This is a genomic window from Aeromicrobium choanae (genome assembly GCF_900167475.1).
GTDB classification, from domain to species: domain Bacteria; phylum Actinomycetota; class Actinomycetes; order Propionibacteriales; family Nocardioidaceae; genus Aeromicrobium; species Aeromicrobium choanae.
Window position 1 is genome coordinate 2,119,531 of record NZ_LT796768.1, and the last position, 23,449, is coordinate 2,142,979.

Sequence of the window (23,449 nt, forward strand, 5' to 3'; positions counted from 1 at the left end):
CGCCGGGACCGATCGAAGGAGGAAGGTAGATGACTCGGGTCGACGAGTTCGACGCCTTCTACTCCTCGACGCAGCGCGTGACCCTGGTCACGACGTATGCGAAGTGCGGCGACCGCGAGGTCGCTCGCGAGGCCACGATCGAGGCGTACCGCCATGCCTGGCGGCAGTGGTCGCGCGTGTCGTCCGGCGACCCGGCGTCGTTCGCGCGGGCCGAGGCCTGGAAGGGCACCGCCCTCAGCCGCGGCACCCACCCGTGGCGCCGCAAGCGGACGCACGACACCGACACGGCGCTGCTCGCGCAGCTGGCCGACCTCGACCAGCCGTCGCGCCGGCTCATCAGCCTGATGACGATCGCCGACGTCGACCTCGACGAGGCCGCCCGCGAGGTGGGCGTCGATGACGAGGCCGCACTGGAGCTCGCCTCCCGCGGCTTCAGCCGGATCGAGGAGGGCCTCGGCGCGACCATCGACGAGGTGGTCGAGCGGATGCGAGCCCTGGCGGTCGTCACCGCCGGCCTCGACCTGCCCACGGCCGCCGAGGTGCGACGCTCCGCCACGCGGGGCGCCCGCCGCAACGCCGTGCTCCTGGTCGCCGCTGCGCTCGCGGTGGTGCTGTTCGGCGGTGCGCTGGTCGCCCAGGGCGACGCCACCGCCCGCCAGTCGGCCCTGCCCGACCGCGAGAAGATCGGTGCCGAGTCGCGCGACGTCGTCCTGGACTCCCACAACATCGGCACCGATGACCTCCTGTCCTCGGGCGAGGTCGCGGCCCTGCGCCCCGACTCGTCCTGGACGGTCGAGGCGACCGACACCGACCCGGCGAACCAGACCCCCTACGCGACGTGTCCCACCACGCGCTTCGCCGATCCCGACCCGCTCAAGGTGTTCGTCCGCGCGTTCACCGACGACTCCGACGACCGCGTCGCCCAGGCGATCGAGGTCTCGCGCTCGGAGGAGGCCTCCGAGGCCGCGTTCGACCGCCTCGTGTCGTTCTACGCGGGCTGCGAGCACCCGCGCACGCGCCTCGTCGACGCCTACCGGGTGGAGCGGCCGTTCGGCGACTTCGTCATCCTGCGGCTGCAGTCGTACCGCTCGCCGAGCCGGTTCATCACCGTGGGCCTGGCCCAGTCCGGTGCGCTCACCAGCACGCTCGTGCACGAGTCGCCGGGGACGAAGCGCACCGACGTCCGCCAGTTCGCGCGCGTCCTGAACGAGTCGATCAGCCGCGTCTGCGCCGACTCCGGCGGCGACTGCTCCACTCGCTTCACGGTGACGCCCGCGCTGCCGCCCGCCGTGGGCAAGAACCCCGAGTTCCTCGGCGTCGTCGACCTGCCGCCCGTGCGGACCATCGACAGCGTCTGGAGCGCCAGCGCACCGATGCCGGTCACCGACCAGAACCCCACCGCCACGGTGTGCGACGACACGAAGTTCACCGATCCCTCGGTGCTGTCGGCCCAGTCGCGCGTCTTCGCGATCCCCGAGGCGACCGAGCTGCCCGACCAGTTCGCGCTCACCCAGACCGTCGCGCGGCTGAAGTCGCCCAAGGCGGCCAAGAAGCTCGTCGACGGCGTCACCAAGCGCCTCGAGAAGTGCGCCGACGGCGACCTCCCGGCCGAGATCAGCGACGTCAAGCGCGTCCGTGGTGAGGACTTCACCGGCACCTCGTGGCGGGTGGGCCTCGAGGTCGGCAAGGACGAGGTCGTCAACTACCGGATGGGCATCGTGCGCCGCGGCTCCGACGTCACCCAGGTCCTCTTCCCGCCGGCCGGCAAGTACGCCATCTCCGGTGGTGAGTTCCGCACCGTCCTCAAGCGCGCGGGCGAGCGCCTGGCGCACGCGCCGGAGTGACAGGAAGCCTCGTTCGGTCGGCGGCAGAGCCCCCGACGACGAAGCCCCCGCGACCGTGAGGTCGCGGGGGCTTCGTGCTGAGGGGCTCAGAGAGCCTGCAGGATCTCCCGCATCAGGGCGGCGGTCTCGGACGGCGTCTTGCCGACCTTGACCCCGGCGGCCTCGAGGGCCTCCTTCTTCGCCTGGGCGGTGCCCGACGAGCCCGAGACGATGGCGCCGGCGTGGCCCATCGTCTTGCCCTCGGGGGCGGTGAAGCCCGCCACGTAGCCGACGACCGGCTTGGTGACGTGCGCCTTGATGTACTCGGCCGCACGCTCCTCGGCGTCGCCGCCGATCTCGCCGATCATCACGATCGCCTTGGTCTCGGGGTCGTTCTCGAACGCCTCGAGCGCGTCGATGTGCGTCGTGCCGATCACCGGGTCGCCGCCGATGCCGATGGCGGTGGTGAAGCCGAAGTCACGCAGCTCGAACATCATCTGGTAGGTCAGCGTGCCCGACTTGGACACGAGGCCGACCGGGCCGGGGCCCGCGATGGTCGCCGGCGTGATGCCGGCGAGCGCCTGCCCGGGGCTGATGATGCCGGGGCAGTTCGGGCCGATGATGCGGGTCTTCTTGCCCTGGGCGTAGGCCCAGAACTCCGCGGTGTCCTGGACCGGCACGCCCTCGGTGATGACCACGAGCAGGCCGATCTCGGCGTCGATCGCCTCGACGACGGCGTCCTTCGTGAACGCCGGCGGGACGAACGCGACCGACACGTCGGCGCCGGTCTTCTCGATCGCCTCGGCGACCGAGGCGAACACGGGGAGCTCGACGTCGTTGCCGTCGGCGTCGACGTGCTTGACCGTGGTGCCGGCCTTGCGCGCGTTGACACCGCCGACGACGTTCGTGCCGGACTTCAGCATCAGTGCGGTGTGCTTGGTGCCCTCGCCGCCGGTGATGCCCTGGACGATGACCTTGGATTCAGAGGTGAGATAGATCGCCATGTATTCGTCCTTATGCGTTCGCGAGCTCGGCGGCCTTGTCGGCGGCACCGTCCATGGTGTCGACGAGGGTGACCAGCGGGTGGTTCAGTTCGTTCAGGATCGCCCGGCCCTCCTCGACCTTGTTGCCGTCCAGGCGCACGACGAGCGGCTTCTTGGCCTCGTCGCCGAGGATCTCCAGCGCGCCCTTGATGCCGTTCGCGACCGCGTCACACGAGGTGATGCCGCCGAAGACGTTCACGAACACGCTCTTGACCTGCTCGTCGTGAAGGATGACGTCCAGACCGTCGGCCATGACCTGCGCCGAGGCGCCGCCGCCGATGTCCAGGAAGTTGGCCGGCTTGACGCCGCCGTGGGCCTCGCCGGCGTACGCGACGACGTCGAGCGTGCTCATGACGAGCCCGGCGCCGTTGCCGATGATGCCGACCTGGCCGTCGAGCTTGACGTAGTTCAGGCCCTTGGACTTGGCCTTGACCTCGAGCGCGTCGGTGGCGTCGTTGTCCACGAACGCCTCGTGCTCGGGGTGGCGGAAGTCGGCGTTCTCGTCGAGCGAGACCTTGCCGTCGAGGGCCTCCAGCTTGTCGCCCTCCAGGCGCGCCAAGGGGTTGACCTCGACCAGCGTGGCGTCCTCTTCGACGAAGACCTTCCACAGGGACTGGATCATCTCGACGGCCTGCTCGGCCAGCTCGGCCGGGAACTTGGCGTCGGCGACGATCTCGCGGGCCTTGGCCTCGTCGACGCCGGTGCCGGCGTCCACGGGGATCTGGCGCACGGCCTCGGGGTTGGTCTTGGCGACCTCCTCGATCTCGACGCCGCCCTCGACGCTGGCGATGCAGAGGTAGCTGCGGTTCGCGCGGTCGAGCAGGAACGAGAAGTAGTACTCCTCGACGGGGGGCGTGGCCGGCGTGACGAGCACGCGGTTGACCGTGAGGCCCTTGATCTCCATGCCGAGGATGTTCGAGGCGTGCTCGAAGGCCTCGTCGGCGGTCTTGGCGATCTTGACGCCGCCGGCCTTGCCGCGGCCTCCGGCCTTGACCTGCGCCTTGATGACGGTGACGCCACCGATCTGCTCGGCGGCGGCCTTGGCCTCCTCGGCCGTGGTGACCACGGTGCCGAGGGTCGTCGCAACGTTGTGCTTGGCGAAGAGTTCCTTCGCCTGATACTCCATCAGATCCACGGTGACGTCCTTTAATGGTGGGATTCGCTGTGGTTCGGCGGGCGCCGTGGACGCGACGTCGCCGAAGCCCTCGCGACTCTACCTGCCGTTAACCGCGCGTTTCGCCGTGGGTTTGTAAACGTGAGTTGAAACACTGTCTCATTTCGTGGACGTGCGGCCTCGACTTTCCTCTGGTATCCGTGTCCGAACCGTGGGTCACTTCGTCAAAGGGTTGGAATCTGGCCGCAGGAGTCCCCTAGACTCGGCGAGTCCGTTTGCCTGACCCCCGGAGGCTCAACGCATGGCCGAATTCGATCGCTCCCGAGCGAGCGGTCGGTCGACCCCGGATGCCAACGAAGCACCCCGGACCGTCGGCTCGCGGCGCGCCTCGCGCCCCGTCGAGCAGGACTCCGACTCGACCGTCGTCATGAAGGCGCTCAGCCCTCAGTCGACCACCCAGACCTACAGCGTCGGCCGACGCGCGAAGCAGCCCACCCCGGTGGCCGGCTCCCGCCACGCGCACGCCCCCGTCGCCGCCGAGCCCGCCACCGCGCTGCCCGAGCCCGTGGCCACCGTGCCGGCCGAGGACACGATCGTGTTCCCCGCGATCGGCTCCATCCCCGAGGGCCGCATCCCCGGCGCGCGTCGTGCGCGCCGCGCCGCCGCCGCCACCGGCCGCACCCGGCTCCTCGCCGGTGTCGCCGCCGTCGTGATCGCGGCCGTCGGCTCGATCAGCGTCACCTCGCCCGGCCTGCTCGCCGGTGCCGACGCGGCCCTGGCCAAGAACTACGTCGGGGCGAACGCCACCAACGCGGTGGACGTCTCCCGCAGCTACGACCGCGAGCTCGCGATCCAGAAGCCGATGCAGGCCCAGCAGGTCCAGAAGGCTCTCGCGCAGCAGAAGGCGGGCTACGAGAAGGCCGCCGAGAAGCGCAAGGACGAGATCATCCGCAACCAGTGGGTCATCCCCGTGGTCGGCTACCGCCTCACGGCGCGCTTCGGCCAGGGCGGCGGCTACTGGAGCAGCGGCCGTCACACCGGTCTCGACTTCGCCGGCCCGTCGGGCTCGACGATCGTCTCGATGGCGGCCGGCACGGTCACCTCGACCGGCTACGAGGGCGCCTACGGCAACCGCACGATCATCACCCTCGCCGACGGCACCGAGGTCTGGTACTGCCACCAGAGCTCGGTCTCGGTCAGCGTCGGCCAGCAGGTCGCGCCGGGTGACGTCATCGGCGCCACCGGCTCCACCGGCAACGTGACCGGCCCGCACCTGCACCTCGAGGTGCACCCCGGCGGCGGCGGCCCGGCCGACCCGTACGCGGCGCTCGTCGCGCACGGCGTCACCCCCTGATCGCCCTTCGGATCAGAGCTTCTCCAGCGGCGCGTAGCGCAGCAGCAGCCGCTTGACCCCGGCTGAGCCGAAGTCGACGCTGGCGACCGAGTTCTGGCCCGTGCCCTCCACGGTGACGACCGTGCCCAGGCCGAAGCTGTCGTGCGTGACCCGATCGCCGGGCGCCAGCGACACGACCTCGCCCGAGGTCTTCCTCTTCGAGCGGGCGGCCACCGTGGACGAGCGGAACGACGCGGCAGGCGTGCGCGGCACCCACTCGGTGGGCGCGCTGGCCTCGCGCTTCCAGTCGATCAGGGTCGCCGGGATCTCGTCGAGGAACCGCGATGCCGGGTTGTACGACGGGGCGCCCCACGCCGAGCGCACGGTGGCGCGGGTGAGGTAGAGCCGCTCGCGCGCGCGGGTGATGCCGACGTACGCCAGCCGGCGCTCCTCCTGCAGCTCGGCCGGGTCGCCGAGCGACCGCAGGTGCGGGAACACGCCGTCCTCGAGTCCGGTGAGGAACACCACCGGGAACTCCAGGCCCTTGGCCGTGTGCAGGGTCATCAGGGTGACCACGCCGTCCTCGGCGTCGGGCAGCGAGTCGGCGTCGGCCACGAGCGCCACCTGCTCGAGGAACGCGTCGAGCGACCCCGCGGCCAGGGTGACGTCGGGGTCGGGCTCCTCGCCCTCCTCGAGGGTGGCGGCCGAGGCGACGAACTCGCGCGCGACCGCGACCAGCTCGGCCAGGTTCTCCACGCGGGTCTCGTCCTGCGGATCGGTGCTGTTCTCGAGGACGGTGAGATAGCCCGACTTCGTCAGGGCGGCCTCCAGCACCGCGTCGGCCGGGGCACCCGAGGCGGCGAGCTCCATCAGCTCGGACATCGTCGTCGCGAACGCGGAGACGGCCGAGCGGGAGCGGGTGGCCAGCTCGTCGATCTCGTCGACGCGGGTCATGGCCTCCCAGAAGCTGACGTCGTGGCGGGACGCGAACCGCTCGAGCGCGCCCTCGGCGCGATCGCCGATGCCGCGCTTGGGCTCGTTGAGCACCCGGCGCATCGAGACAGCGTCGCGGGGGTTCACCAGGACGCGCACGTAGGCCAGGGCGTCCTTGACCTCCTTGCGCTCGTAGAAGCGGACGCCGCCGACGACGCGGTAGGGCAGCCCGACGCGGATGAACACCTCCTCGAAGACACGGCTCTGCGCGTTGGTGCGGTAGAAGACCGCCACGTCGCGGGCGGCGGCGATGCCGGCGTCGGAGAGTCGGTCGATCTCGTCGGCGATGAACTGTGCCTCGTCGCGCTCGTCGTCGCCGACGTAGCCGACCAGCATCTCGCCGTCGCCCTCGGCGGACCACAGCTTCTTGTCCTGGCGGCCGGGATTGCGCGAGATCACCCCGTTGGCCGCGGCCAGGATGTTCTGGGTGGAGCGGTAGTTCTGCTCCAGCAGCACGGTGTCGGCGTCGGGGTAGTCGTCCTCGAACTCGAGGATGTTGCGGATCGTGGCGCCGCGGAAGGCGTAGATCGACTGGTCGGAGTCGCCCACGACCATGAGGTCGGACTCCTCGTCGCACAGCTCCTTGATCAACGTGTACTGGGCGTGGTTCGTGTCCTGGTACTCGTCGACGAGCACGTGGCGGAACCGGCGGCGGTAGGTGTCGCGGACGTCGGGGAACGCCTGGAAGAGGTGGACGGTGTTCATGATGATGTCGTCGAAGTCCATGGCGTTCGCCGCTCGGAGCCGGCGCTGGTACTCCGCGTAGCACTGCGCGTAGGTCTCGTCGGTGCCGTTGGAGGCGCGGCGCCCGGCCTCCTCGTGGTCGACCAGCTCGTTCTTGTGGTTCGACACCCAGTTGAGGACGGCGCGCGGGTTGACCTTCTTGGGGTCCAGGTCGAGGTCCTTGACGACGAGGGTCATCAGGCGGCGCGAGTCGGCGGCGTCGTAGATGCTGAACGAGGACGTGTAGCTGAACTTGTCGGCCTCGCGGCGCAGGATCCGCACGCACGCGGAGTGGAACGTGGAGACCCACATCATCCGGGCGCGCCCGCCCACGAGCTCGGCCACCCGCTCACGCATCTCGGCCGCGGCCTTGTTGGTGAAGGTGATCGCCAGGATCGAGCCGGGGTGGGCGCCGCGGGCGGCGATCAGCCACGCGATCCGGCGGGTGAGCACGCGGGTCTTGCCCGAGCCGGCGCCGGCGACCACCAGGAGGGGCCCACCGGTGTGCGACACGGCGGCGCGCTGGGCGTCGTTGAGTCCTTCGAGCAGCTCGTCGGACCGCGCCGTGCGGCGCTTCGCCGGAGGTGCGTCGGCATCGGCCGGGCCGGGAGGGTTCGGGCGGGCGGAGGGCACGGGGAATGGCAGGGTCATCGCAGGATCCAGCGTAGTCGCGATCCCCGACAGCCCGGCGGCCAGAGGCGGGTGACCACGAGGGCTCCGGACGCCCCGCTACGGTGAACGACATGCGCCAGCGCGGAGTGGGGCTGACGGCGGCGGGGTTCGTCGTCGCGATGCTCCTCACCGCGGTGCTGGTGTGGCTCGACCCCGCGTCCGACCTGCCCGGCCTGACCCAGGCCGCCCCCCGCGAGATCCCGGTCGCGGTCGTCGGCCCGAGTCCCGACGCCTCGACGATGCGCGACGCCCTCAACGGGCCGAGCGAGCACGAGGTCGCCGCTCGGGTCAGCCCGTCCGAGGAGGCGGCGCAGAAGAGCCTGGCGAAGCGTTCCGTGAGCGGCGTCGTGGTGATGGGGAAGAAGGACGAGCACGTCCTGTGGGTGGCCAGTGCCGACGGCACGGCCGAGGCCGCGAAGGTCCGCGAGGTCGTCTCGAGCATCCTGGCCGCCAGCGGGCAGAGCGTGAAGGTGGAGGACAGGATCGCCACGGCGGAGCGCGATCCCCAGGGTGTCGGGCCGTTCCGGCTCGGCATCGCGTGGGCCATCCTCGGCGTGGCCTTCGCCGCCCTGCTCGGGCTCGTGTTCGGGGCCAGGTCGGCCTCGGCGTCCCTCGTCGTGCTGAGGTTCGCCGGCTTGGCGGCCGGCGCGGTCGTGGCCGGCCTCGGCGGCGCGTTCCTGAGCGAGTTCGTCGTGCGCCGGCTCGACGCGCCGTTCCTCGCGCTGGCGGCCCTCGGTGCGATGGTCGTGCTGGGGGTCGGGTCGGTGACCCTGGCACTCATCGCCTGGTTCGGGCGGCTGGGGCTCGGGCTCGCCGTCGTCGGCCTGGTGCTCGGGATCCCCGGCGCGATCGGCGCCTGGCCGCTGACCCCGATGCCGGTCGTGTGGCCCATGCTGCTGGCCTGGCTGCCACCGGGGGCGGCGACCTGGGCGGTCCGCGGCCTGGCCTACTTCGACGGCGAGGGTGTCGAGCGGGTCCTGGTGATGATGGCGCTGTGGGCCCTGATCGGGCTGACGGCCACCAGCGTCGCAGCCACGGCGGTGGAGCCTCGACGGGCGCTGAAGGATCTCCATCCGTCGCTGCGCCGGCACCCCGTCGTGGCCACGGTGGGCGCGCTCGTGATGACCGGCCTCCTCGTCGTGACTCCCGCGCTGCCCGCCTTCACCACCACCGACCTCGACCCGCCGGTGACCGTGACGTGCAAGAAGACCAGCCCTCCGAAGGACGTCGAGGAGCTCAACCAGCGGATCGAGACGGTCAGTGACGTCGAGGGATTCGTGGGCGGCGACGTCGGCGCCAGCACCCAGCTCGCCGACGGTCGAGGGCTGTTCGTGTTCGGTGACACGATCCGGCGGCCGGACTACGCCATCCAGACGATGGTGCGCAACTCGATGCTGCTCTTCGACGACACGTGCGTCGGGATGGTGCAGCGGCGGGACCGCAGCGCCGTGATCCCCGACCGTGCCGACGGGGTCGGCTACTGGCCCATGTCGGTCGCCGCGGTCGACCTGGGTCGCGACCTGGTGGGCGTCATGGCGCAGCGCGTGAAGCAGACGGGCGACGACCTGTTCGGCTTCCAGAACCTGGGGCCCGCCGTCGCGATCTTCCGGGTCGAGCCGGGTCGCGCGCCCGTGCTGCAGCGTGTGGTCGACCTGGGGAAGGACGACCCCGACACCGCGCGTCCGGTGTGGGGCGCCGCCGCGACGGTCGTGGGCGACTCCGTCTACCTCTACGGCACGAGCCGAACGAGCGACGCCGGGTTCGGCTGGGCGGTGTCCGTGGCCCGCGCGAAGCTGGTGGACGTCACCGACCAGTCGAAGTGGAGGTACTGGGACGGCAAGCGGTGGCAGCGCGATGCCGACCGCGCCGCCAAGGTCATCGACCAGGACGACGGCGTCTCCCAGACGTTCTCGGTCTTCCGCGAGGGCAAGCGCTGGTACGCGCTGAGCAAGCGAGCGGACTTCGTCGGCACGGACCTGGTGGTGTGGACGGCCCCCGGCCCCACCGGCCCCTTCACGGCCGCGCCGCCGGTCGCGAAGATCCCGTCGACCGCGTCCGAGCTGCGCTACATGCCGCTCGCGCACCCCGAGCTGTTCCCGCAGGAGGGCACGATGGTGGTCTCGGTCAGCCGCAACACGACGGACGGCGACGTCCAGGCCGACCCGAGCCTCTACCGCCCCGAGTTCCTGAGGATCGACCTGCCCTGACCCGGGAGGTCGCGTGGTCTCGGGCCCCTCGCGCAGGGCTTACCGTGAGGGGTCGGGACCTCTCAGGTCCCCCAGCAAGGGAATCCCTATGGCCGAGTCGGCCGCCGCATCGCCCCGCACGTCCTCCACGCCCCTCCTCATCGGTCTCCTGGCCCAGTCCCGCAAGGAGAACGAGCACCGGCTGCCGGTCCACCCGCGACACCTCGAGGACATCGCGCCGGAGCTGCGCCCGTTCGTCCAGCTCGAGCAGGGGTACGGGAAGGACTTCGGGGTCACGGACGCCGAGCTGGCGCCCCTCGTCGGGCGGATCGCCTCCCGTGAGGAGCTGATCGCCGGCTGCGACGTCATCGTGCTGCCCAAGGTCCAGGCCGAGGACCTGGCGCAGATGCGCGAGGGGCAGACCGTCTGGGGCTGGCCGCACTGCGTGCAGGACGCCGCTCTGACGCAGGTGGCGATCGACCGTCGCCTGACGCTCATCGCCTTCGAGGCCATGAACCACTGGACCGAGGACGGCCGGTTCGCGCTGCACGTCTTCCACAAGAACAACGAGCTGGCCGGGTACTGCTCGGTGCTGCACGCGCTGCAGCTCGCCGGCCGCACGGGCGACTACGGGCGCCGGATGAAGGCCACCGTCATCGGCTTCGGTGCCACGGCGCGTGGCGCCGTCACGGCCCTCAACGCGCACGGCATCAGCGAGGTCCACGTGCTCACCCACCGTGACGTCGCCGCCGTCGGCTCGCCGATCCACGGCACGCAGATCGTGCAGCTCGAGCGCGGGGGCGAGGGCGACGACCCCGAGGACCTCTGGGCCCAGACGCCGGACGGCATGGTGCCGGTGGCCGAGTTCCTGGCCGACAACGACGTCATCGTGAACTGCGTCCTGCAGAACCCCGACGCGCCGCTGACCTTCCTCGGCGAGGGTGATCTCGCCTCGATCGCGGCCGGCACGATCGTGGTCGACGTGTCGTGCGACGAGGCGATGGGCTTCAGCTGGGCCAGGCCCACCACGTTCGACGAGCCGACGTTCACGGTGGGCGACAACGTCCTGTACTACGCCGTCGACCACAGCCCCTCGCTGTTGTGGGACTCCGCGACGTGGGAGATCAGCGCGGCGCTGCTGCCCCACCTCGAGACGGTCATGGAGGGCCCCGCCGGCTGGGACGCCACGACGGTCGTCTCCCGGGCGATCGAGATCCGCGACGGCGTCGTGGTGAACCCGGCGATCCTGTCATTCCAGCAGCGCGCCGAGGCTTACCCGCACCCGGCGCTGGCTGGCTGAGCGGGGCCCGGAAGACCCGGCCCCTCCCCACTTTTGGAAACGGATTCACGCCACTCGAGACGATCGAGGTGAAACCGTTTCCAAAAGTGGCGAGGGGGCGCGACGCAGGTCAGATCAGCCGGCGGTCGTTGGCCCAGCGGGTGAGCTCGTGGCGGCTCGAGAGCTGAAGCTTGCGCAGGACGCTGGAGACGTGGGTCTCGACGGTCTTGACGGAGATGAACAGCTCCTTCGCGACCTCCTTGTAGGCGTAGCCGCGCGCGATGAGGCGCATGACCTCGCGCTCACGCTCGGTGAGCCGGTCGAGGTCCTCGTCGACCTGGGCCACGGCGATGGTCCCGGCGAACGCGTCGAGCACGAAGCCGGCGAGGCGCGGGCTGAACACGGCGTCGCCGCCGGCCACCCGCTCGATCGCGTCGAGCAGCTCCGGTGCCGAGATGTTCTTGGTGACGTAGCCGCGGGCGCCGGCGCGGATGACCCCGATGACGTCCTCGGCGGCGTCGCTGACGGAGAGCGCCAGGAAGGTCACGGTCGCGCCCGCGCGCCGGATGACCTCCGGGCCGCCGCCCCCCGGCAGGTGCACGTCGAGCAGGACCACGTCGGGGCGCAGGGCGGAGATGGCGGCGACCGCCGTGTCGACGTCCTCGGCCTCGCCGACCACCTCCACGCGGCCGCTGCCGAGCCGCTCCAGCTCGGCACGGACTCCGGTGCGGAACATCGCGTGGTCGTCGACGACCAGCACGGTCAGGACACTCATGACTTCTCCTTGTCGCCGTTCGAGACCGGCATGGTCAGGGCGACCTCGGTGCCGGTCTCGGGGGTGCTGCGGACGCGTGCGGTGCCACCGTGGCGCTCGGCGCGGCCGATGATCGAGCCGCGCACGCCGAGCCGGTCGTCGGGCACCGCGGCCGGGTCGAAGCCCGTGCCGCGGTCGCGGACGAAGACCTCGATGCGGTCGCCGTGCTCCGCGGTGACGCGCTCGGCGTAGACGTCGACGCGGTCGGCGCCCGAGTGCTTGGCGGCGTTGACGACCGCCTCCCCGGTGGCGGCGAGCAGGGCCCGCAGGCCCTCGTCGGGGAGCGCGTCGCCCACCGTGACGACCTCGACCGGGACGCGGTGGTTCGCCTCGACCTCGGCGGCGAGGTCGCGCAGGGCGGTGGCGAACGTGGCGGTCTCGTCCTGGCGTCCGTAGAGCCAGTCGCGCAGCTCGCGCTCCTGCCGGCGCGCGAGGGTGGCGACCGCGGCCGGGTCGTCGGCGTTCTTTTGCAGCAGGGCCAGGGTCTGCAGCACGGAGTCGTGCAGGTGGGCGGCGACGTCGGCGCGCTCCTGCGAGCGGATCCGCTCGCGTCGCTCCTCGCCGAGGTCGGTCCAGAGGCCGAGGATCCAGGGTCCGAGGATCAGCACGAGGCCGACCACGGCGATCGCCAGCGCGGCGGCGAAGTCGACGGCGGCCGACCAGCCACGGTTGACGGTGAGGACGTAGATGGCGCCCAGGCCGATGAGCGACACGCCCACGAGAAGGCGGACCGCGAACGCCGGCCCGCGCGTCTGGCGCAGCCAGGAGTTCCAGGTCGCGTCGTCGAAGATCCGCCACACCAGCGCCACGCCGGTGACGACCAGCAGCAGCGGCAGCATCCAGCCCTGGAGCCAGCCGCCGGCCAGTGCCATCAGCCCGAGGGCGCCGAGACCGATCGCCCCGATCGCGACGCTCTGGACGACCTCGCGTCGTGACGGGCCGCCCGACGCACCGCGGAGTCCGCGTCGCCGGGCCGAGGCCAGGCCGGGGGAGTCGTCCACCGGCGCCTGCAGGGGCAGGAACCACCACAGCAGGAGGTAGGCCAGCAGGCCCGTGCCGTGGACGAACGTCGCCACGACGAAGCCGACGCGCACCCACACCACGGGCAGGCCGAGGTGCTCGGCCAGGCCCGCGCTGACGCCAGCCACGATGCGCGCGTCCGCGGGGCGGTACGCCCGGCGATAGCCGTCGCCCGCGCGACGGCCGGTGCCGGCAGCGTCGGAGGCGGCGGTCGTCATGACCCCACCCTCACACGCGGGCGCGCGTGGACGCCATCAGGTGCGACCCCGGTCCGCCGGCGAGCCGTCTCGGGGACGGACCAGGGGATCACCCGATGGTGCGCGGCGCCGCCGGTCGGCAGGCTGGTGCCATGAGTTCTCCCACCTCCGGCTCCCAGCTGGACGCGCTGCGGCGCTCCACCGGCGACAAGCTGCTCGGCGGCATCTCGGGCGGCGTCGCGCGAGCCCTCAACATCGACCCCGTCATCGTGCGGATCGGCTTCGTGGTCCTGACCGTCGCCGGCTTCGCCGGACCGATCCTCTACGGAGCCTGCTGGCTGCTCATCCCCGCCGAGGGCTCCGAGCGCAGCGTGCTGGGCGAGGCCTTCGACCTGAAGTCCGACTCGCAGCTGCGGTCCATCGGACTGATCGTCGCCGGCATCATCGCGCTCGCCGCGGTCCTCGGCGACACCGCATGGGGCTTCGGCGGCTGGTTCTGGTGGCCGGTGTGGACCCTGGTGTGGCTCGCCGTCCCGGTGGCCATCGCCGTCCTCGTGTGGCGGCTCGTGACCCGGTCACGACACCAAGGGTCCCCGCCGCAGTTCGCACCGCCCCCGCCCTACCAGCCGGGACCGTCCGCCGAGGCCTTCGCCGCCTCCGGCGAGGCGACCACCACGTCCCTGACAGGAGACGACGAGATGACCACCCCCCTCATGCCCGACGCGTCGGACACCGGCGAGCACACGGCCGAGCACACGGCCGTGCTGCACGAGCCGGGCCCTCCCGGGCAGCCCCCGGGCCCCCCGCCCACCCCGGTGATGCCGCCCGCCCGCCCCCGCCAGCGCTGGTCGCCGGCGCTCCTGCTCCTGACCCTGTCGGCGATCATCGCCGCGATGGGCGCCCTCGGCCTCTGGTCGATCGTCCAGGAGCCGCTCGACGCCGCGATCTACCCGGCCGTCGCGCTGGGCATCGTCGCCGCCGGCCTGTTCGTCGGCACGAGGATCGGCCACCCGGGGGCTCTCGTGCCGCTCGGCGTGCTGCTGATCCCCGTCCTGGCGGTCGCCTCCGTGGCACCCAACCTCTCGGCCGGTGACATCGACCTGCGGCCCACCACGGCCGCCGCGATCGCCGAGCCCATCGAGCAGGGCTTCGGCCGGGTCCAGGTGGACCTGACCTCCATCCAGGACCCGCAGACGCTCACCGGGCGGACGCTCGAGATCGAGAACGGCGTCGGCGAGACCCTCGTGGTGGTGCCCGAGGGCCTGGACGTCGCGGTCGAGACCCGGCTCTCCGCCGGAGGACGCATCGAGGTCTTCGACCGCGTCGCCGACGGGCAGAACCCCTCACTCGACAGGCCCTCCGACGCCCCCGGGGCCTATCGCATCGTGATCAACGGCACGGCGGGCGAGATCCAGGTGGTCCGTCGATGAACACCCATCCGATGCGCTGGGACGCGCTGGTCTTCGGCGTCCTGTTCACCCTCTCTCTCGTGGGGTGGGCGCTGCTCCACTACGACCTGGCGAGCGCCGACGGCCTGGCCGTCGCCGGACTCGTCACCCTCATCGTCGCCGGAATCGCCGGCATCGCCCTGACCCTCAGGAGGAAGTCATGAACCCCACCCCCGGACCCAAGAAGCTCACCCGCAGCACCACCGACAAGTGGCTCGGCGGCGTGTGCGGCGGGCTGGCCGAGTACACCGGCGTCGACGCCACGCTGATCCGCATCATCACCGTGGTGCTGATCGTGGTCGGCATCGGCACGACGCTCCTGGTCTACCTCGCCGCGTGGCTGCTGATGCCGCAGGCGCAGGTCAGCCAGGTGTGGGGCCCGCCGACGACAGATGGGCCGCCCGCGCCGCCACCGCCGTCGCAGTGAAGTCCGAGAACACCCCGTCGACCCCGGCGGCGTAGAAGGCCAGCAGCTCGGCCGTCGCGTCGCCGGGGTCGGCCTTGTCCCCGCCGGTGCGCATCTGCCGGGGCAGGAAGTTGTTCTCGTTGCGCATCGTCCAGATGTGGACGAACAGGCCGGCCTCGTGGGCATCGCGCACGAGGCCGGTCGCGTCGAGCAGGGTGTGGTCACGGGCCCGCGCGATGACGAGGCTCTTGTTCGGGCCGATGCCCTGGGCGTACTCCGCGATCCTCGCGAGCTCGGCCGGGGCGGTCAGGGCTGCGTAGTCGCGCGGGTCGTACGTGGACGCGAGGTCGTAGGGGGCACCGAGTCGCTCCATGAGCTGCACGAGCGGCAGGGGCGTCCGGTCGCGCAGGGCCCTGAGGTTCGCCGTCTCCATCGACTGGATGACGACCTTCGCGCCCTCGCGGTTGAGCCCGCGCCGGTCGAGCACCTCCAGGAGCCGGTCGTTGAGGTCCAGCCCGATCGACCGGAAGTACGTCGGGTGCTTGGTCTCGACGTAGACCCCGATCGGCTCCGCGTCCGGGCCGCGGCGCGCGTTCTCCGCCTCGGCGATGTCGATGACCTCGTCGAGGGTCAGGACCGGCTCGGTGCCCTGGAGGGGCAGGTTCTGCGGGCGCAGCCGGGGGAGGCGCTCACGCGTGCGCAGGGTCTTGATCTCCTCGAGCGTGAAGTCCTCCGCGAACCAGCCGGTCAGCGGCATCCCGTCGATGAACTTGGTCGTCCGCAGGTGCGCGAACTCGGCGCGGCCCGCGACATCGGTGGTGCCGCCGATCTCGTTCTCGTGGCGGACGACCAGGGCGCCGTCCTTCGTGGCCACCACGTCGGGCTCGATGTAGTCGGCGCCCTGCTCGATCCCGAGCAGGTAGGAGGGCCGGGTGTGCTCGAGGCGCGATCCGGGGACCCCGCGGTGGGCGATGACGACGGGCTCTGCGACGAGCGAGGCGGTCATCGGGTCAGCGTAGGCGACCGACGACCCGGGTGGCACCGTCGCGACGCGGGTCCGCCGCCGCGACGAGCGTGCCCTCGGCGGTGGACATGGCACCCGAGACACCGCCGAAGTACATCGACAGGTGGTCGGGGTCCTCGACCTTGATCTCCTCGTCCTCCGTGCCGGCCCGGTGCACGTGCAGGCGGGGGTGGTCGATGGCCTCCTGGAGGGTCAGGCCGTCCTCGACGAGCCCGGTCAGCGCCTGCACGATCGCGGTCGTGATGCGGTCGGCGCCGGGCGAGCCGATGGACAGGACGCCTCCGTCGACGTGACGCCCGACGGTGGGAGCCATGTTCGACAGCAGGCGCGAGCCGGGCGGCAGGCCGTGCAGGCCTCGCGGGTTCAGCTCCTGCTCGCCGAGGCAGTTGTTGAGCCAGATCCCGGTCTCGCGGGCGATCATTCCCGAGCTGTAGCCCGACGAGATCGTCACCGAGCAGGCCGTGCCCTCGGCGTCGGCGGTGGAGACATGGGCTGTCGATCCGGACTCGAGTGCGGCGATGCCGTCGCGGTCGATCAGGTCGAGGAACGCCGCAGCGTCGCGGTCGAGGTCGTCGGTGTGGTCGAAGGTCCGCAGCCGCTCACCCAGCACCCGGCGCTGGACGCGGAGGAGGTGCTCGGTGTCGGTCAGGCCGTGCCCCGCCATGAGGCGCAGCATCGCGGCCACGCTCACGCCGCCCACGGCCGGAGGCGGGTTGGTGCCCAGGGTCCAGCCCTCCATGCGCGCGGTCAGTGCGGGGCGCACGACGGGCGCGTAGGCCGCGAGGTCGTCGGGGCCGAGGATGCCGCCGCGGGCGAGCACGTCCTCGGCGACCGCATGCCCGAGCTCGCCGGTGTAGAGCTCCTGCGGGCCGTGGCGCGCGATGCGCTCGAACGAGTCGGCGAGATGCGGCACGACGAGGTGGTCTTCGGCGACGCGACCCTGGGCGTCGTGCACGGCGGCGCGGCTCGCGTCGTCCCACCCGAAGATCGTGTCGTGCACGTAGGAGAGGTAGTAGCGGGAGGCGGCGCTGAGCCGGAACCCGCCGCGGGCCACGTCGATCGCCGGGGCGAGCAGCTCGGACCAGGGCAGGTGGCCCCAGCGGCGGTGAGCCTCGCCGAAGGCTGCGATCGCGCCGTGCGTGGCCACCGAGCCGGGCCCGACGGTGATCGTGACGCCGCCGCCGTAGTCGGTGACGACGTCCCACGTGCCCTGCCCGAACCGGTCGGGGCAGCCGCGCCCGGGGGTGTCCATCCAGCCGTCGATCGTCACGGGCGCCGAGCCGTCGGGCGGCTGGATCGTCAGGAACCCGCCGGCGCTGGCCGACACGAGGCCGACCTCGTTCACCATCGCGACGAACGCGGCCGCCAGTGCGGCGTCGATCGCGTTGCCCCCGGCCCGGACGATCGCCTCGCCCGCCTCCGCCGCGGCGGTGTTCGGGGCGGCGATCGCAACGCTGGTCACTCGCTCAGCGTAGGGGCGCGGCCCGAGGTTTCCAGTCAGTCCCGCCCGACGGCGTAGGTCAAGTGGGCGAACTGGCCGCGGCGGTCGACGTCGGTGAGGTGGAGGCGGTCGGGTCCGAGCCGGCGGGGGAGGAGAGGCTGTCCCGCGCCGAGGGTGGCCGGCGCGACGCTCACCTGCACCTCGTCGAGGGCGCCCGCGTCGTCGAACTGGCCCACCAGGTCGCCGCCACCCATCAGCCACACGTCGAGGTCGCCGGCGCGTGAGCGGATCGCGTCGAGGTGGTCGCGGACGTCGCCCGACACGACGGTCAGGTCGGCGCCGGCGGGCACGGGCAGGTCACGCGAGGTGAACAGGAAGGCCGGCTTGCCCGACATCGCATCGGGCCACGCCTCGGGCTTCTCCAGCGCGCTGGTCTCGCGGAGCAGCCACTCGTACGTCGAGGAGCCGAGCACGGTGACGCCGATCGAGGCGAGGAACGCGGCGAACGGGTCGGCGTGCTCGGGAGCGTCGGGGGTGCCGCCCTCGACGGCGAAGAGCCAGCTGAGGCTGTGGTCGGTGTCGGCGAGGAATCCGTCGAGCGTGGCGGCGGTGTTGAAGACGAAGCGGGTCACACCCGATGGTCGCGCGAACGAGCGGCCGGCGGCAAGCAGTGACCCGGCTCGCACGACCGGAACGGAATCGAAGCGGCGACGCGTGCCTTGTACCTGCTGTGACCTCGACACGCACCGAACCGACCGCCCGGGCCCGCCACGTCGGCCTGGCCCTGCTGGCCCTGGCCCTGGGCGGCTTCGCGATCGGCACGACCGAGTTCGTGACGATGGGCCTGCTGCCCGACGTCGCCGAGAGCATCGACCGCGACATCCCCACGACCGGCCACATCATCTCCGCGTACGCCCTCGGCGTCGTCGTGGGCGCCCCCCTGATCGTGTCGCTCGCAGCGCGGATGCCGAAGCGCGCGCTGCTGCTGTGGCTGCTGGCGGGCCTGGGCGTGGGCAACGCCCTCACGGCCGTCGCGAGCGGGTACCTCCCGGTCCTGCTCGCCCGCTTCGTCGCCGGGCTGCCCCACGGTGCCTACTTCGGCGTGGCGTCGCTCGTGGCCGCGTCCCTCGTGCCGGCCGGCCGGCGGGGGCGCGCCGTGAGCATGGTGATGATGGGCCTCTCCGTGGCCACGGTGGCCGGCGTCCCCGCCAGCACGTGGCTCGGACAGGCGGTCTCGTGGCGGGCCGCCTATGCGCTGGTCGTGGTCATCGCCGCGGTCGCCGCGCTCCTCGTGCTCGCCTTCGTGCCGCACCTTCCGGGTGACCCCTCGGCCACGATCCGCAGCGAGCTCGGCGCCCTGCGCGAGCCCGCGGTGATCGCCGCCTTCGCCACCGGGGTGGTCGGCTTCGGCGGGATCTTCGCGATGTACAGCTACATCGCACCGATCGTGACCGACGTGGTGGACCTGCCGTCCTCGGTGATCCCGGTGTTCCTGCTGGTCTTCGGCCTGGGCTCGGTCAGCGGCACCTGGATCGCCGGCCGCCTGGCCGACTGGGACAACGTCCGCCAGGTCATCGGCGGGCTGGGCGCCACGGTCGTCGTGCTGCTGGCCTTCTACGAGCTCGCCTCGTTCGCGCCCGCGGCGCTGCTGTGCGTGTTCCTCGTCGGTGCACTCGGCAGCGTCGTCGCGATCGGCCTGCAGATCCGGCTGATGTCCGCGGCGGGCGACGCCCAGATGCTCGGCGCCGCGCTCAACCACGCCAGCCTCAACATCGCGAACGGCCTGGGCGCCTGGCTCGGCGGGCTCGTGATCGCCGCGGGTGCCGGCTATGCGGCCCCGGCGCTGGTGGGCGTCGCGCTCGCCGCCGCGGGACTGGTGGCGTTCCTCGTGGGGCTCAGGGTCGCGCCGGTGCGGACCCCCGTGCACGCCTGAGGCACGTTGAGGGCGACCGGGCCCGTGGCCCGGCCGCCCTCGTACTCCACCGTCCCGTGGAGTGTGCGGTCGCCCGGCGGTGCCCGGCGAACGGCGTGGAGATCCGCGGCTCAGCGAGCTGAGACGTGGGTCACACTGTAACCCCGAGTTGCGGCTCCGTCGAGAGGTGGAGCGTGTCGTTCGTGGCGCGGATCGCCTGCGCTCCCGCCGCGGGGTTCAGCCACACTTCGTCGCCGTGTTGCAGGCCGAGGGTCCGGGCCTCCGCGCGGGTCACCGTGACCTGCACGGGCGGCTGCTGTCCCTCGCTGGGCGTCACGTCCAGCCGGACCTCGAAGCCGATGCGGGTCCAGCGCGTGATGCGGCCGCGCACGGCGTCCGTGCGCGGCGTCACCGAGACCTCGATGTCGTGGGGGCGGATCTGCAGGTCGCCGAGCCGGGTGACCGGGCCGAGGAAGCTCAGCACGAAGTCGGTGGCGGGCGCGTCGTAGAGCTCGTCCGGCGACCCCACCTGCTCGATGCGGCCGTCGTTGATCACCACGATGGAGTCGGCGACCTCGAGGGCCTCCTCCTGGTCGTGGGTGACGAAGACCGTGGTCACGTGCACCTCGTCGTGCAGGCGGCGCAGCCAGTCGCGCAGCTCCTTGCGGACCTTCGCGTCGAGCGCGCCGAACGGCTCGTCGAGCAGCAGCACGGTGGGCTCGATCGCCAGGGCGCGCGCCAGGGCCATGCGCTGGCGCTGGCCACCCGAGAGCTGCGAGGGCAGCCGGTCGCGGAACTGGCCCAGGTGCACGAGCTCGAGCATCTCGTCGACCTTGGCGGCGATCTCGGCCTTGGGCCGCTTGCGGATCTCGAGGCCGAACGCGATGTTCCTCGCCACGGTCATGTGCTTGAACGCGGCGTAGTGCTGGAACACGAAGCCCACGTTGCGCTTCTGCGCCGGCAGCCGCGTGGCGTCGACGCCCTCGATCTCGACGCGACCGGAGTCGGCGTCCTCGAGGCCGGCGATGATGCGCAGCAGGGTGGACTTGCCGCCGCCGCTGGGTCCCAGCAGGGCGGTCAGCTGCCCGGTGGGGATGGACAGGTCGATGCCCTCCAGTGCGACGAAGTCGCCGAAGTTCTTGTTCACCTGCGAGATCTCGATGCTCATGGCGGCCTTTCGCTTCAGTGCCGCTCGGTGCGCGAACGCAGGAGGGACACGACGATGATGCACAGGACGGAGACGCTGGCCAGCAGGAAGGCGATGGCGTAGGCCGTCTCCTGCTCCCAGTTCAGGTACTTCTCCTCGACGGCGAGCGTGGCGGTTCGCGTCTCGCCGAGGATGTTGCCCGAGACGACCTTGACCGCGCCGAACTCGCCGAGCGAGCGGGCCAGGGTCAGCACGACGCCGTAGATGACGGCCCACTTGATGCCCGGGAGGGTCACCCGCCAGAAGGTCTGCCAGCTGCTCGCGCCGAGCGAGAGGGCGGCCTGCTCCTGTTCGGTGCCGATCTCCTCCAGGACCGGGACCACCTCACGCACCACCAGGGGCAGCGCGACGAACGCGGTGGCCATGATGATGCCGGGCGTTGCGTAGATGATCTGGATGCCGGCGCTCTCCAGCCCGGGACCGAACCAGCCGCCTCGGCCGCCGTAGACCAGCACGAGGGACAGGCCCACGACGATCGGCGAGATCGCCAGAGGCAGGTCGATGAAGGAGCCCAGCAGGCGCTTGCCGCGGAACTCGTTGCGGACGAGCAGCAGGGAGATCGAGACGCCGAAGATCGTGTTGATGCCCGTGGCGACGACGGCCGCGAACGCGGTGAGCCGCAGGGCGGCGACGGTGTCGGCGTCGGCGAAGACCGTGTTGAGGGCGTCGAAGCCGTTCTCGAACGTGTTCGTCACGACGAGCGAGACGGGCCACGCCACCAGCAGGAAGAGATAGGCGATCACGGCGAACCGCACGACGTACGTGACCGGGCCCTTGCGCCGGCGGATGCGCTGGATGTCAGCCACGGCGGGCCACCCTCCGCTGCAGGAGGTCCAGGAGCAGGATCACCGTGAGCGAGACGATCAGCAGCAGCGTCGCGATGGACGCCGCGGCCGCGGGGTTGTCGTTCTCGATGGCGCCCAGGATGCGCACGGACGCGACCTCGGACTTGAACGGCAGGTTGCCCGAGAGCAGCACGAGCGAGCCGTACTCGCCGACGCCCCGGGCGAACGACAGCGTGGCGCCGGCGGCGATCGCGGGCGTCAGCGTGGGCAGGATGATGCGCGTGAAGGTGGTGTACCGGCTGGCCCCGAGCGAGGCCGCGGCCTCCTCGATCTCCACGTCGATCTCCTCCAGGACCGGCTGGACCGTACGGACGACGAACGGCAGCGTCACGAACAGGAAGGCCAGGAACACCGAGGCCTCGGTGTTGGCCACGTTGATCCCCAGCGGGCTCTCGTCGTTGCCGTAGAGCGAGAGCAGCACGAGGCCGGCCACGATCGTGGGAAGCGCGAACGGGATGTCGATGAGGACCTCGAGCAGCGCCTTCCCGGGGAAGTCGTCGCGGACCAGCACCCAGGCGATGGCGGTGCCCACGAACACGTTCACGAGCGTGACGAGCAGGGCCGAGGTGACCGTGAGCCGGATCGCGTCGGCGGTCTGCTCGTTCGTGACGGCGTCCCAGAACGCGCCGATCCCACCGCCGGCCGCGGTGGCGACGACGGCCGACAGGGGGATGAGCACCAGGAGGCTGAACCACGTCATGGTCACCCCCAGGCCGATGGCGGACGCGCGGTTCAGCGCGCCGGCCGGCCGGGGAGCACCCGGCCGGCCAGCGCGCGTGATGACGTCCGCAGAGGTCACGAGGCCGCCTTGCCCGACTTCGCGATCGCCTCGGTCACGATGCCGACGGGCTTGCCGTCCTTGCCGTCGCCGAACAGCTTGTCCTTGACCTCGCCCCAGCCCGGACCACCGAAGTTCTTCTCCAGCGTGAGGAGGTTGTTCACGGCCGGGTAGGGATCGGAGGAGTCGGGCGCGCCCTTGATGTCGCCGGGCTCGAGGTCGACCGCGGCCAGGTCGGGCGTGCCGGGGTTCTCGAGGTTGAGCGGACGGAAGCCGGTCAGCGCGAACTGGCGCTGGCCCTCCTTGCCGAGCACGAAGTCCAGCCAGTCCTGCGAGACGCTGCTGGAGTCCTTCAGGATCGCGCCCGGGTTCTCGATCAGCAACGTCGTGTCGGGGATGACGTACTCGAAGCCGTTGCCGTTCTGGGCGGCCAGGATCGCTTCGTTCTCGTAGGCCAGCAGGACGTCACCGGCGCCGCCGAGGAAGCTCTGGGTGGCGTCGCGGCCGCTGTTGGTCAGCGAGACGACGTTCGCGAAGAGGTCGTTCACGAACTCGGTGGCCTCGGCCTCGGTGCCACCGTTCTCGGTGACGTGGCCCCACGCGGCGAGGGCGTTCCAGCGTGCGGCGCCCGAGGACGCGGGGTTGGCCGTGACGATCTCGACTCCGGGCTTGACCAGGTCGTCCCAGCCCTTGATGTCCTTGGGGTTCCCGTCGCGGACGCCCAGGACCACGATCGAGTTCGAGACGATGCCCTTGTTGTCGGCGTCGTCCCAGGCCTCGTCGACCAGGCCGGCCTCGACCAGGCGGTCGACGTCGGTGGCCACCGAGAGGTGCACGTAGTCGGCGTCGAGCCCGTCGACCACGGCGCGGCTCTGGTCGCCCGAGGCGCCGTAGGACGTCTTGAAGGTCGTGCCCTCGCCGGCGTCGGTCTTGACGAACTCCTTCTGGATGTTCTTGTTCGCGGCCTCCGGCACGGCGAATCCGACGATCGAGATCTGCTCGCCGTTCTCGGCGGCCTCCGAACCGCAGGCCGTGAGGGCGGTGGCAGCGGTCAGCAGCAGGGCTGCGGCCGCGATGGGGCGCAAGCGATGTGCCATGGGAGTTCCTCTCGATCGGTCCGCCGCTCGTTGCGGGGGGCTCGAGCAGTCAACGTAGGTCAGACGCGCGCTGTTGTGGACCATGTTCATATTC

The 23,449-nt window shown here is 71.6% G+C and carries 20 protein-coding genes; 8 read left to right on the forward strand and 12 right to left on the reverse strand.

Features of this window, described 5'->3' with window-relative positions; genetic code table 11:
- Positions 1–29 precede the first annotated feature (29 nt).
- Positions 30–1,844 carry a SigE family RNA polymerase sigma factor gene (locus B5D60_RS10170; protein WP_078700053.1) on the forward strand — a complete coding sequence of 605 codons (1,815 nt, stop codon included), beginning with the start codon at positions 30–32 and terminating at the stop codon, positions 1,842–1,844.
- Positions 1,845–1,930: 86 nt separating this feature from the next.
- Here B5D60_RS10170 and sucD read toward each other — a convergent pair whose 3' ends face one another.
- Together sucD and sucC are read right to left on the reverse strand one after the other, a co-directional pair.
- Positions 1,931–2,827 carry a succinate--CoA ligase subunit alpha gene (gene sucD, locus B5D60_RS10175; RefSeq protein ID WP_078700054.1) on the reverse strand — a complete coding sequence of 299 codons (897 nt, stop codon included), beginning with the start codon at positions 2,825–2,827 and terminating at the stop codon, positions 1,931–1,933.
- Between the two features lie 10 nt (positions 2,828–2,837).
- Positions 2,838–4,001 carry an ADP-forming succinate--CoA ligase subunit beta gene (gene sucC, locus B5D60_RS10180; RefSeq protein WP_078700055.1) on the reverse strand — a complete coding sequence of 388 codons (1,164 nt, stop codon included), beginning with the start codon at positions 3,999–4,001 and terminating at the stop codon, positions 2,838–2,840.
- A gap of 280 nt (positions 4,002–4,281) precedes the next feature.
- Between sucC and B5D60_RS17070 the strand changes: the two genes are divergently transcribed.
- On the forward strand, positions 4,282–5,334 hold the full coding sequence (locus B5D60_RS17070) for a M23 family metallopeptidase (RefSeq protein ID WP_197684299.1): 1,053 nt from the start codon (positions 4,282–4,284) through the stop codon (positions 5,332–5,334).
- Positions 5,335–5,346: 12 nt separating this feature from the next.
- Here B5D60_RS17070 and pcrA read toward each other — a convergent pair whose 3' ends face one another.
- The gene (pcrA, locus tag B5D60_RS10190) at positions 5,347–7,680 is read right to left on the reverse strand and encodes a DNA helicase PcrA (RefSeq protein WP_078700056.1); all 2,334 of its coding nucleotides are present in this window, start codon (positions 7,678–7,680) and stop codon (positions 5,347–5,349) included.
- A 92-nt stretch (positions 7,681–7,772) separates the two neighbouring features.
- Here pcrA and B5D60_RS10195 point away from each other — a divergent pair, with 92 nt between their 5' ends.
- The gene (locus B5D60_RS10195) at positions 7,773–9,908 is read left to right on the forward strand and encodes a DUF4185 domain-containing protein (RefSeq protein WP_153302971.1); all 2,136 of its coding nucleotides are present in this window, start codon (positions 7,773–7,775) and stop codon (positions 9,906–9,908) included.
- A gap of 88 nt (positions 9,909–9,996) precedes the next feature.
- Complete coding sequence (locus B5D60_RS10200) at positions 9,997–11,187, forward strand: N(5)-(carboxyethyl)ornithine synthase (protein ID WP_078700058.1); 1,191 nt, start codon at positions 9,997–9,999, stop codon at positions 11,185–11,187.
- Between the two features lie 109 nt (positions 11,188–11,296).
- On the opposite strand, the gene B5D60_RS10205 is transcribed toward B5D60_RS10200, so the two are convergent.
- Positions 11,297–11,941: a LuxR C-terminal-related transcriptional regulator gene (locus B5D60_RS10205; RefSeq protein WP_078700059.1), complete on the reverse strand. Its 645-nt coding sequence runs from the start codon at positions 11,939–11,941 to the stop codon at positions 11,297–11,299.
- Positions 11,938–13,218: an ATP-binding protein gene (locus tag B5D60_RS10210; RefSeq protein ID WP_078700060.1), complete on the reverse strand. Its 1,281-nt coding sequence runs from the start codon at positions 13,216–13,218 to the stop codon at positions 11,938–11,940. The genes B5D60_RS10205 and B5D60_RS10210 overlap by 4 nt, the downstream gene beginning before the upstream one ends.
- Positions 13,219–13,349: 131 nt before the next feature.
- Between B5D60_RS10210 and B5D60_RS10215 the strand changes: the two genes are divergently transcribed.
- The 3 genes from B5D60_RS10215 to B5D60_RS10225 are packed head-to-tail and all read left to right on the forward strand — an operon-like array spanning position 13,350 to position 15,072.
- Positions 13,350–14,627 carry a PspC domain-containing protein gene (locus B5D60_RS10215; RefSeq protein ID WP_172806323.1) on the forward strand — a complete coding sequence of 426 codons (1,278 nt, stop codon included), beginning with the start codon at positions 13,350–13,352 and terminating at the stop codon, positions 14,625–14,627.
- On the forward strand, positions 14,624–14,809 hold the full coding sequence (locus tag B5D60_RS10220) for a hypothetical protein (protein WP_078700062.1): 186 nt from the start codon (positions 14,624–14,626) through the stop codon (positions 14,807–14,809). Before B5D60_RS10215 ends, B5D60_RS10220 begins: the two co-directional genes overlap by 4 nt.
- Entirely contained in the window at positions 14,806–15,072 is a 267-nt protein-coding gene (locus B5D60_RS10225; RefSeq protein WP_078700063.1) for a PspC domain-containing protein, read from the forward strand. Before B5D60_RS10220 ends, B5D60_RS10225 begins: the two co-directional genes overlap by 4 nt.
- On the opposite strand, the gene B5D60_RS10230 is transcribed toward B5D60_RS10225, so the two are convergent.
- Genes B5D60_RS10230 through B5D60_RS10240 form a run of 3 tightly spaced genes read right to left on the reverse strand, consistent with a single transcriptional unit; the run spans position 15,008 to position 18,148 of the window.
- A complete protein-coding gene (locus B5D60_RS10230) occupies positions 15,008–16,057 on the reverse strand; it encodes a glycerophosphodiester phosphodiesterase family protein (protein WP_078700064.1) in 1,050 nt (349 codons plus the stop codon). The genes B5D60_RS10225 and B5D60_RS10230 overlap by 65 nt on opposite strands.
- Positions 16,058–16,061: 4 nt before the next feature.
- Positions 16,062–17,537 carry a gamma-glutamyltransferase gene (locus tag B5D60_RS10235; RefSeq protein WP_078700065.1) on the reverse strand — a complete coding sequence of 492 codons (1,476 nt, stop codon included), beginning with the start codon at positions 17,535–17,537 and terminating at the stop codon, positions 16,062–16,064.
- A 35-nt stretch (positions 17,538–17,572) separates the two neighbouring features.
- Positions 17,573–18,148 carry a dihydrofolate reductase family protein gene (locus B5D60_RS10240; protein ID WP_078700066.1) on the reverse strand — a complete coding sequence of 192 codons (576 nt, stop codon included), beginning with the start codon at positions 18,146–18,148 and terminating at the stop codon, positions 17,573–17,575.
- A gap of 98 nt (positions 18,149–18,246) precedes the next feature.
- Between B5D60_RS10240 and B5D60_RS10245 the strand changes: the two genes are divergently transcribed.
- Positions 18,247–19,449, forward strand: a complete 1,203-nt coding sequence (locus B5D60_RS10245; RefSeq protein ID WP_231948708.1) for an MFS transporter — start codon at positions 18,247–18,249, stop codon at positions 19,447–19,449.
- Between the two features lie 130 nt (positions 19,450–19,579).
- On the opposite strand, the gene B5D60_RS10250 is transcribed toward B5D60_RS10245, so the two are convergent.
- From B5D60_RS10250 to B5D60_RS10265, 4 genes are read right to left on the reverse strand one after another with little or no spacing between them, the layout of a single operon-like run.
- On the reverse strand, positions 19,580–20,596 hold the full coding sequence (locus tag B5D60_RS10250) for a sulfate/molybdate ABC transporter ATP-binding protein (protein WP_078700068.1): 1,017 nt from the start codon (positions 20,594–20,596) through the stop codon (positions 19,580–19,582).
- 14 nt (positions 20,597–20,610) lie between these two features.
- The gene (locus B5D60_RS10255) at positions 20,611–21,441 is read right to left on the reverse strand and encodes a sulfate ABC transporter permease (protein WP_078700069.1); all 831 of its coding nucleotides are present in this window, start codon (positions 21,439–21,441) and stop codon (positions 20,611–20,613) included.
- Positions 21,434–22,279 carry a sulfate ABC transporter permease subunit CysT gene (gene cysT, locus B5D60_RS10260; RefSeq protein WP_078700070.1) on the reverse strand — a complete coding sequence of 282 codons (846 nt, stop codon included), beginning with the start codon at positions 22,277–22,279 and terminating at the stop codon, positions 21,434–21,436. The genes B5D60_RS10255 and cysT overlap by 8 nt, the downstream gene beginning before the upstream one ends.
- Positions 22,276–23,355 carry a sulfate ABC transporter substrate-binding protein gene (locus B5D60_RS10265; protein ID WP_078700071.1) on the reverse strand — a complete coding sequence of 360 codons (1,080 nt, stop codon included), beginning with the start codon at positions 23,353–23,355 and terminating at the stop codon, positions 22,276–22,278. The genes cysT and B5D60_RS10265 overlap by 4 nt, the downstream gene beginning before the upstream one ends.
- Positions 23,356–23,449 lie beyond the last annotated feature (94 nt).

Coding starts and splice junctions, on each gene's coding strand:
- B5D60_RS10170 (WP_078700053.1), top strand. CDS start 30: ATGACTCGGGTCGACGAGTTCGACGCCTTCTACTCCTCGACGCAGCGC.
- sucD (WP_078700054.1), bottom strand. CDS start 2,827: ATGGCGATCTATCTCACCTCTGAATCCAAGGTCATCGTCCAGGGCATC.
- B5D60_RS17070 (WP_197684299.1), top strand. CDS start 4,282: ATGGCCGAATTCGATCGCTCCCGAGCGAGCGGTCGGTCGACCCCGGAT.
- pcrA (WP_078700056.1), bottom strand. CDS start 7,680: ATGACCCTGCCATTCCCCGTGCCCTCCGCCCGCCCGAACCCTCCCGGC.
- B5D60_RS10195 (WP_153302971.1), top strand. CDS start 7,773: ATGCGCCAGCGCGGAGTGGGGCTGACGGCGGCGGGGTTCGTCGTCGCG.
- B5D60_RS10200 (WP_078700058.1), top strand. CDS start 9,997: ATGGCCGAGTCGGCCGCCGCATCGCCCCGCACGTCCTCCACGCCCCTC.
- B5D60_RS10205 (WP_078700059.1), bottom strand. CDS start 11,941: ATGAGTGTCCTGACCGTGCTGGTCGTCGACGACCACGCGATGTTCCGC.
- B5D60_RS10210 (WP_078700060.1), bottom strand. CDS start 13,218: ATGACGACCGCCGCCTCCGACGCTGCCGGCACCGGCCGTCGCGCGGGC.
- B5D60_RS10215 (WP_172806323.1), top strand. CDS start 13,350: ATGAGTTCTCCCACCTCCGGCTCCCAGCTGGACGCGCTGCGGCGCTCC.
- B5D60_RS10220 (WP_078700062.1), top strand. CDS start 14,624: ATGAACACCCATCCGATGCGCTGGGACGCGCTGGTCTTCGGCGTCCTG.
- B5D60_RS10225 (WP_078700063.1), top strand. CDS start 14,806: ATGAACCCCACCCCCGGACCCAAGAAGCTCACCCGCAGCACCACCGAC.
- B5D60_RS10230 (WP_078700064.1), bottom strand. CDS start 16,057: ATGACCGCCTCGCTCGTCGCAGAGCCCGTCGTCATCGCCCACCGCGGG.
- B5D60_RS10250 (WP_078700068.1), bottom strand. CDS start 20,596: ATGAGCATCGAGATCTCGCAGGTGAACAAGAACTTCGGCGACTTCGTC.
- B5D60_RS10265 (WP_078700071.1), bottom strand. CDS start 23,355: ATGGCACATCGCTTGCGCCCCATCGCGGCCGCAGCCCTGCTGCTGACC.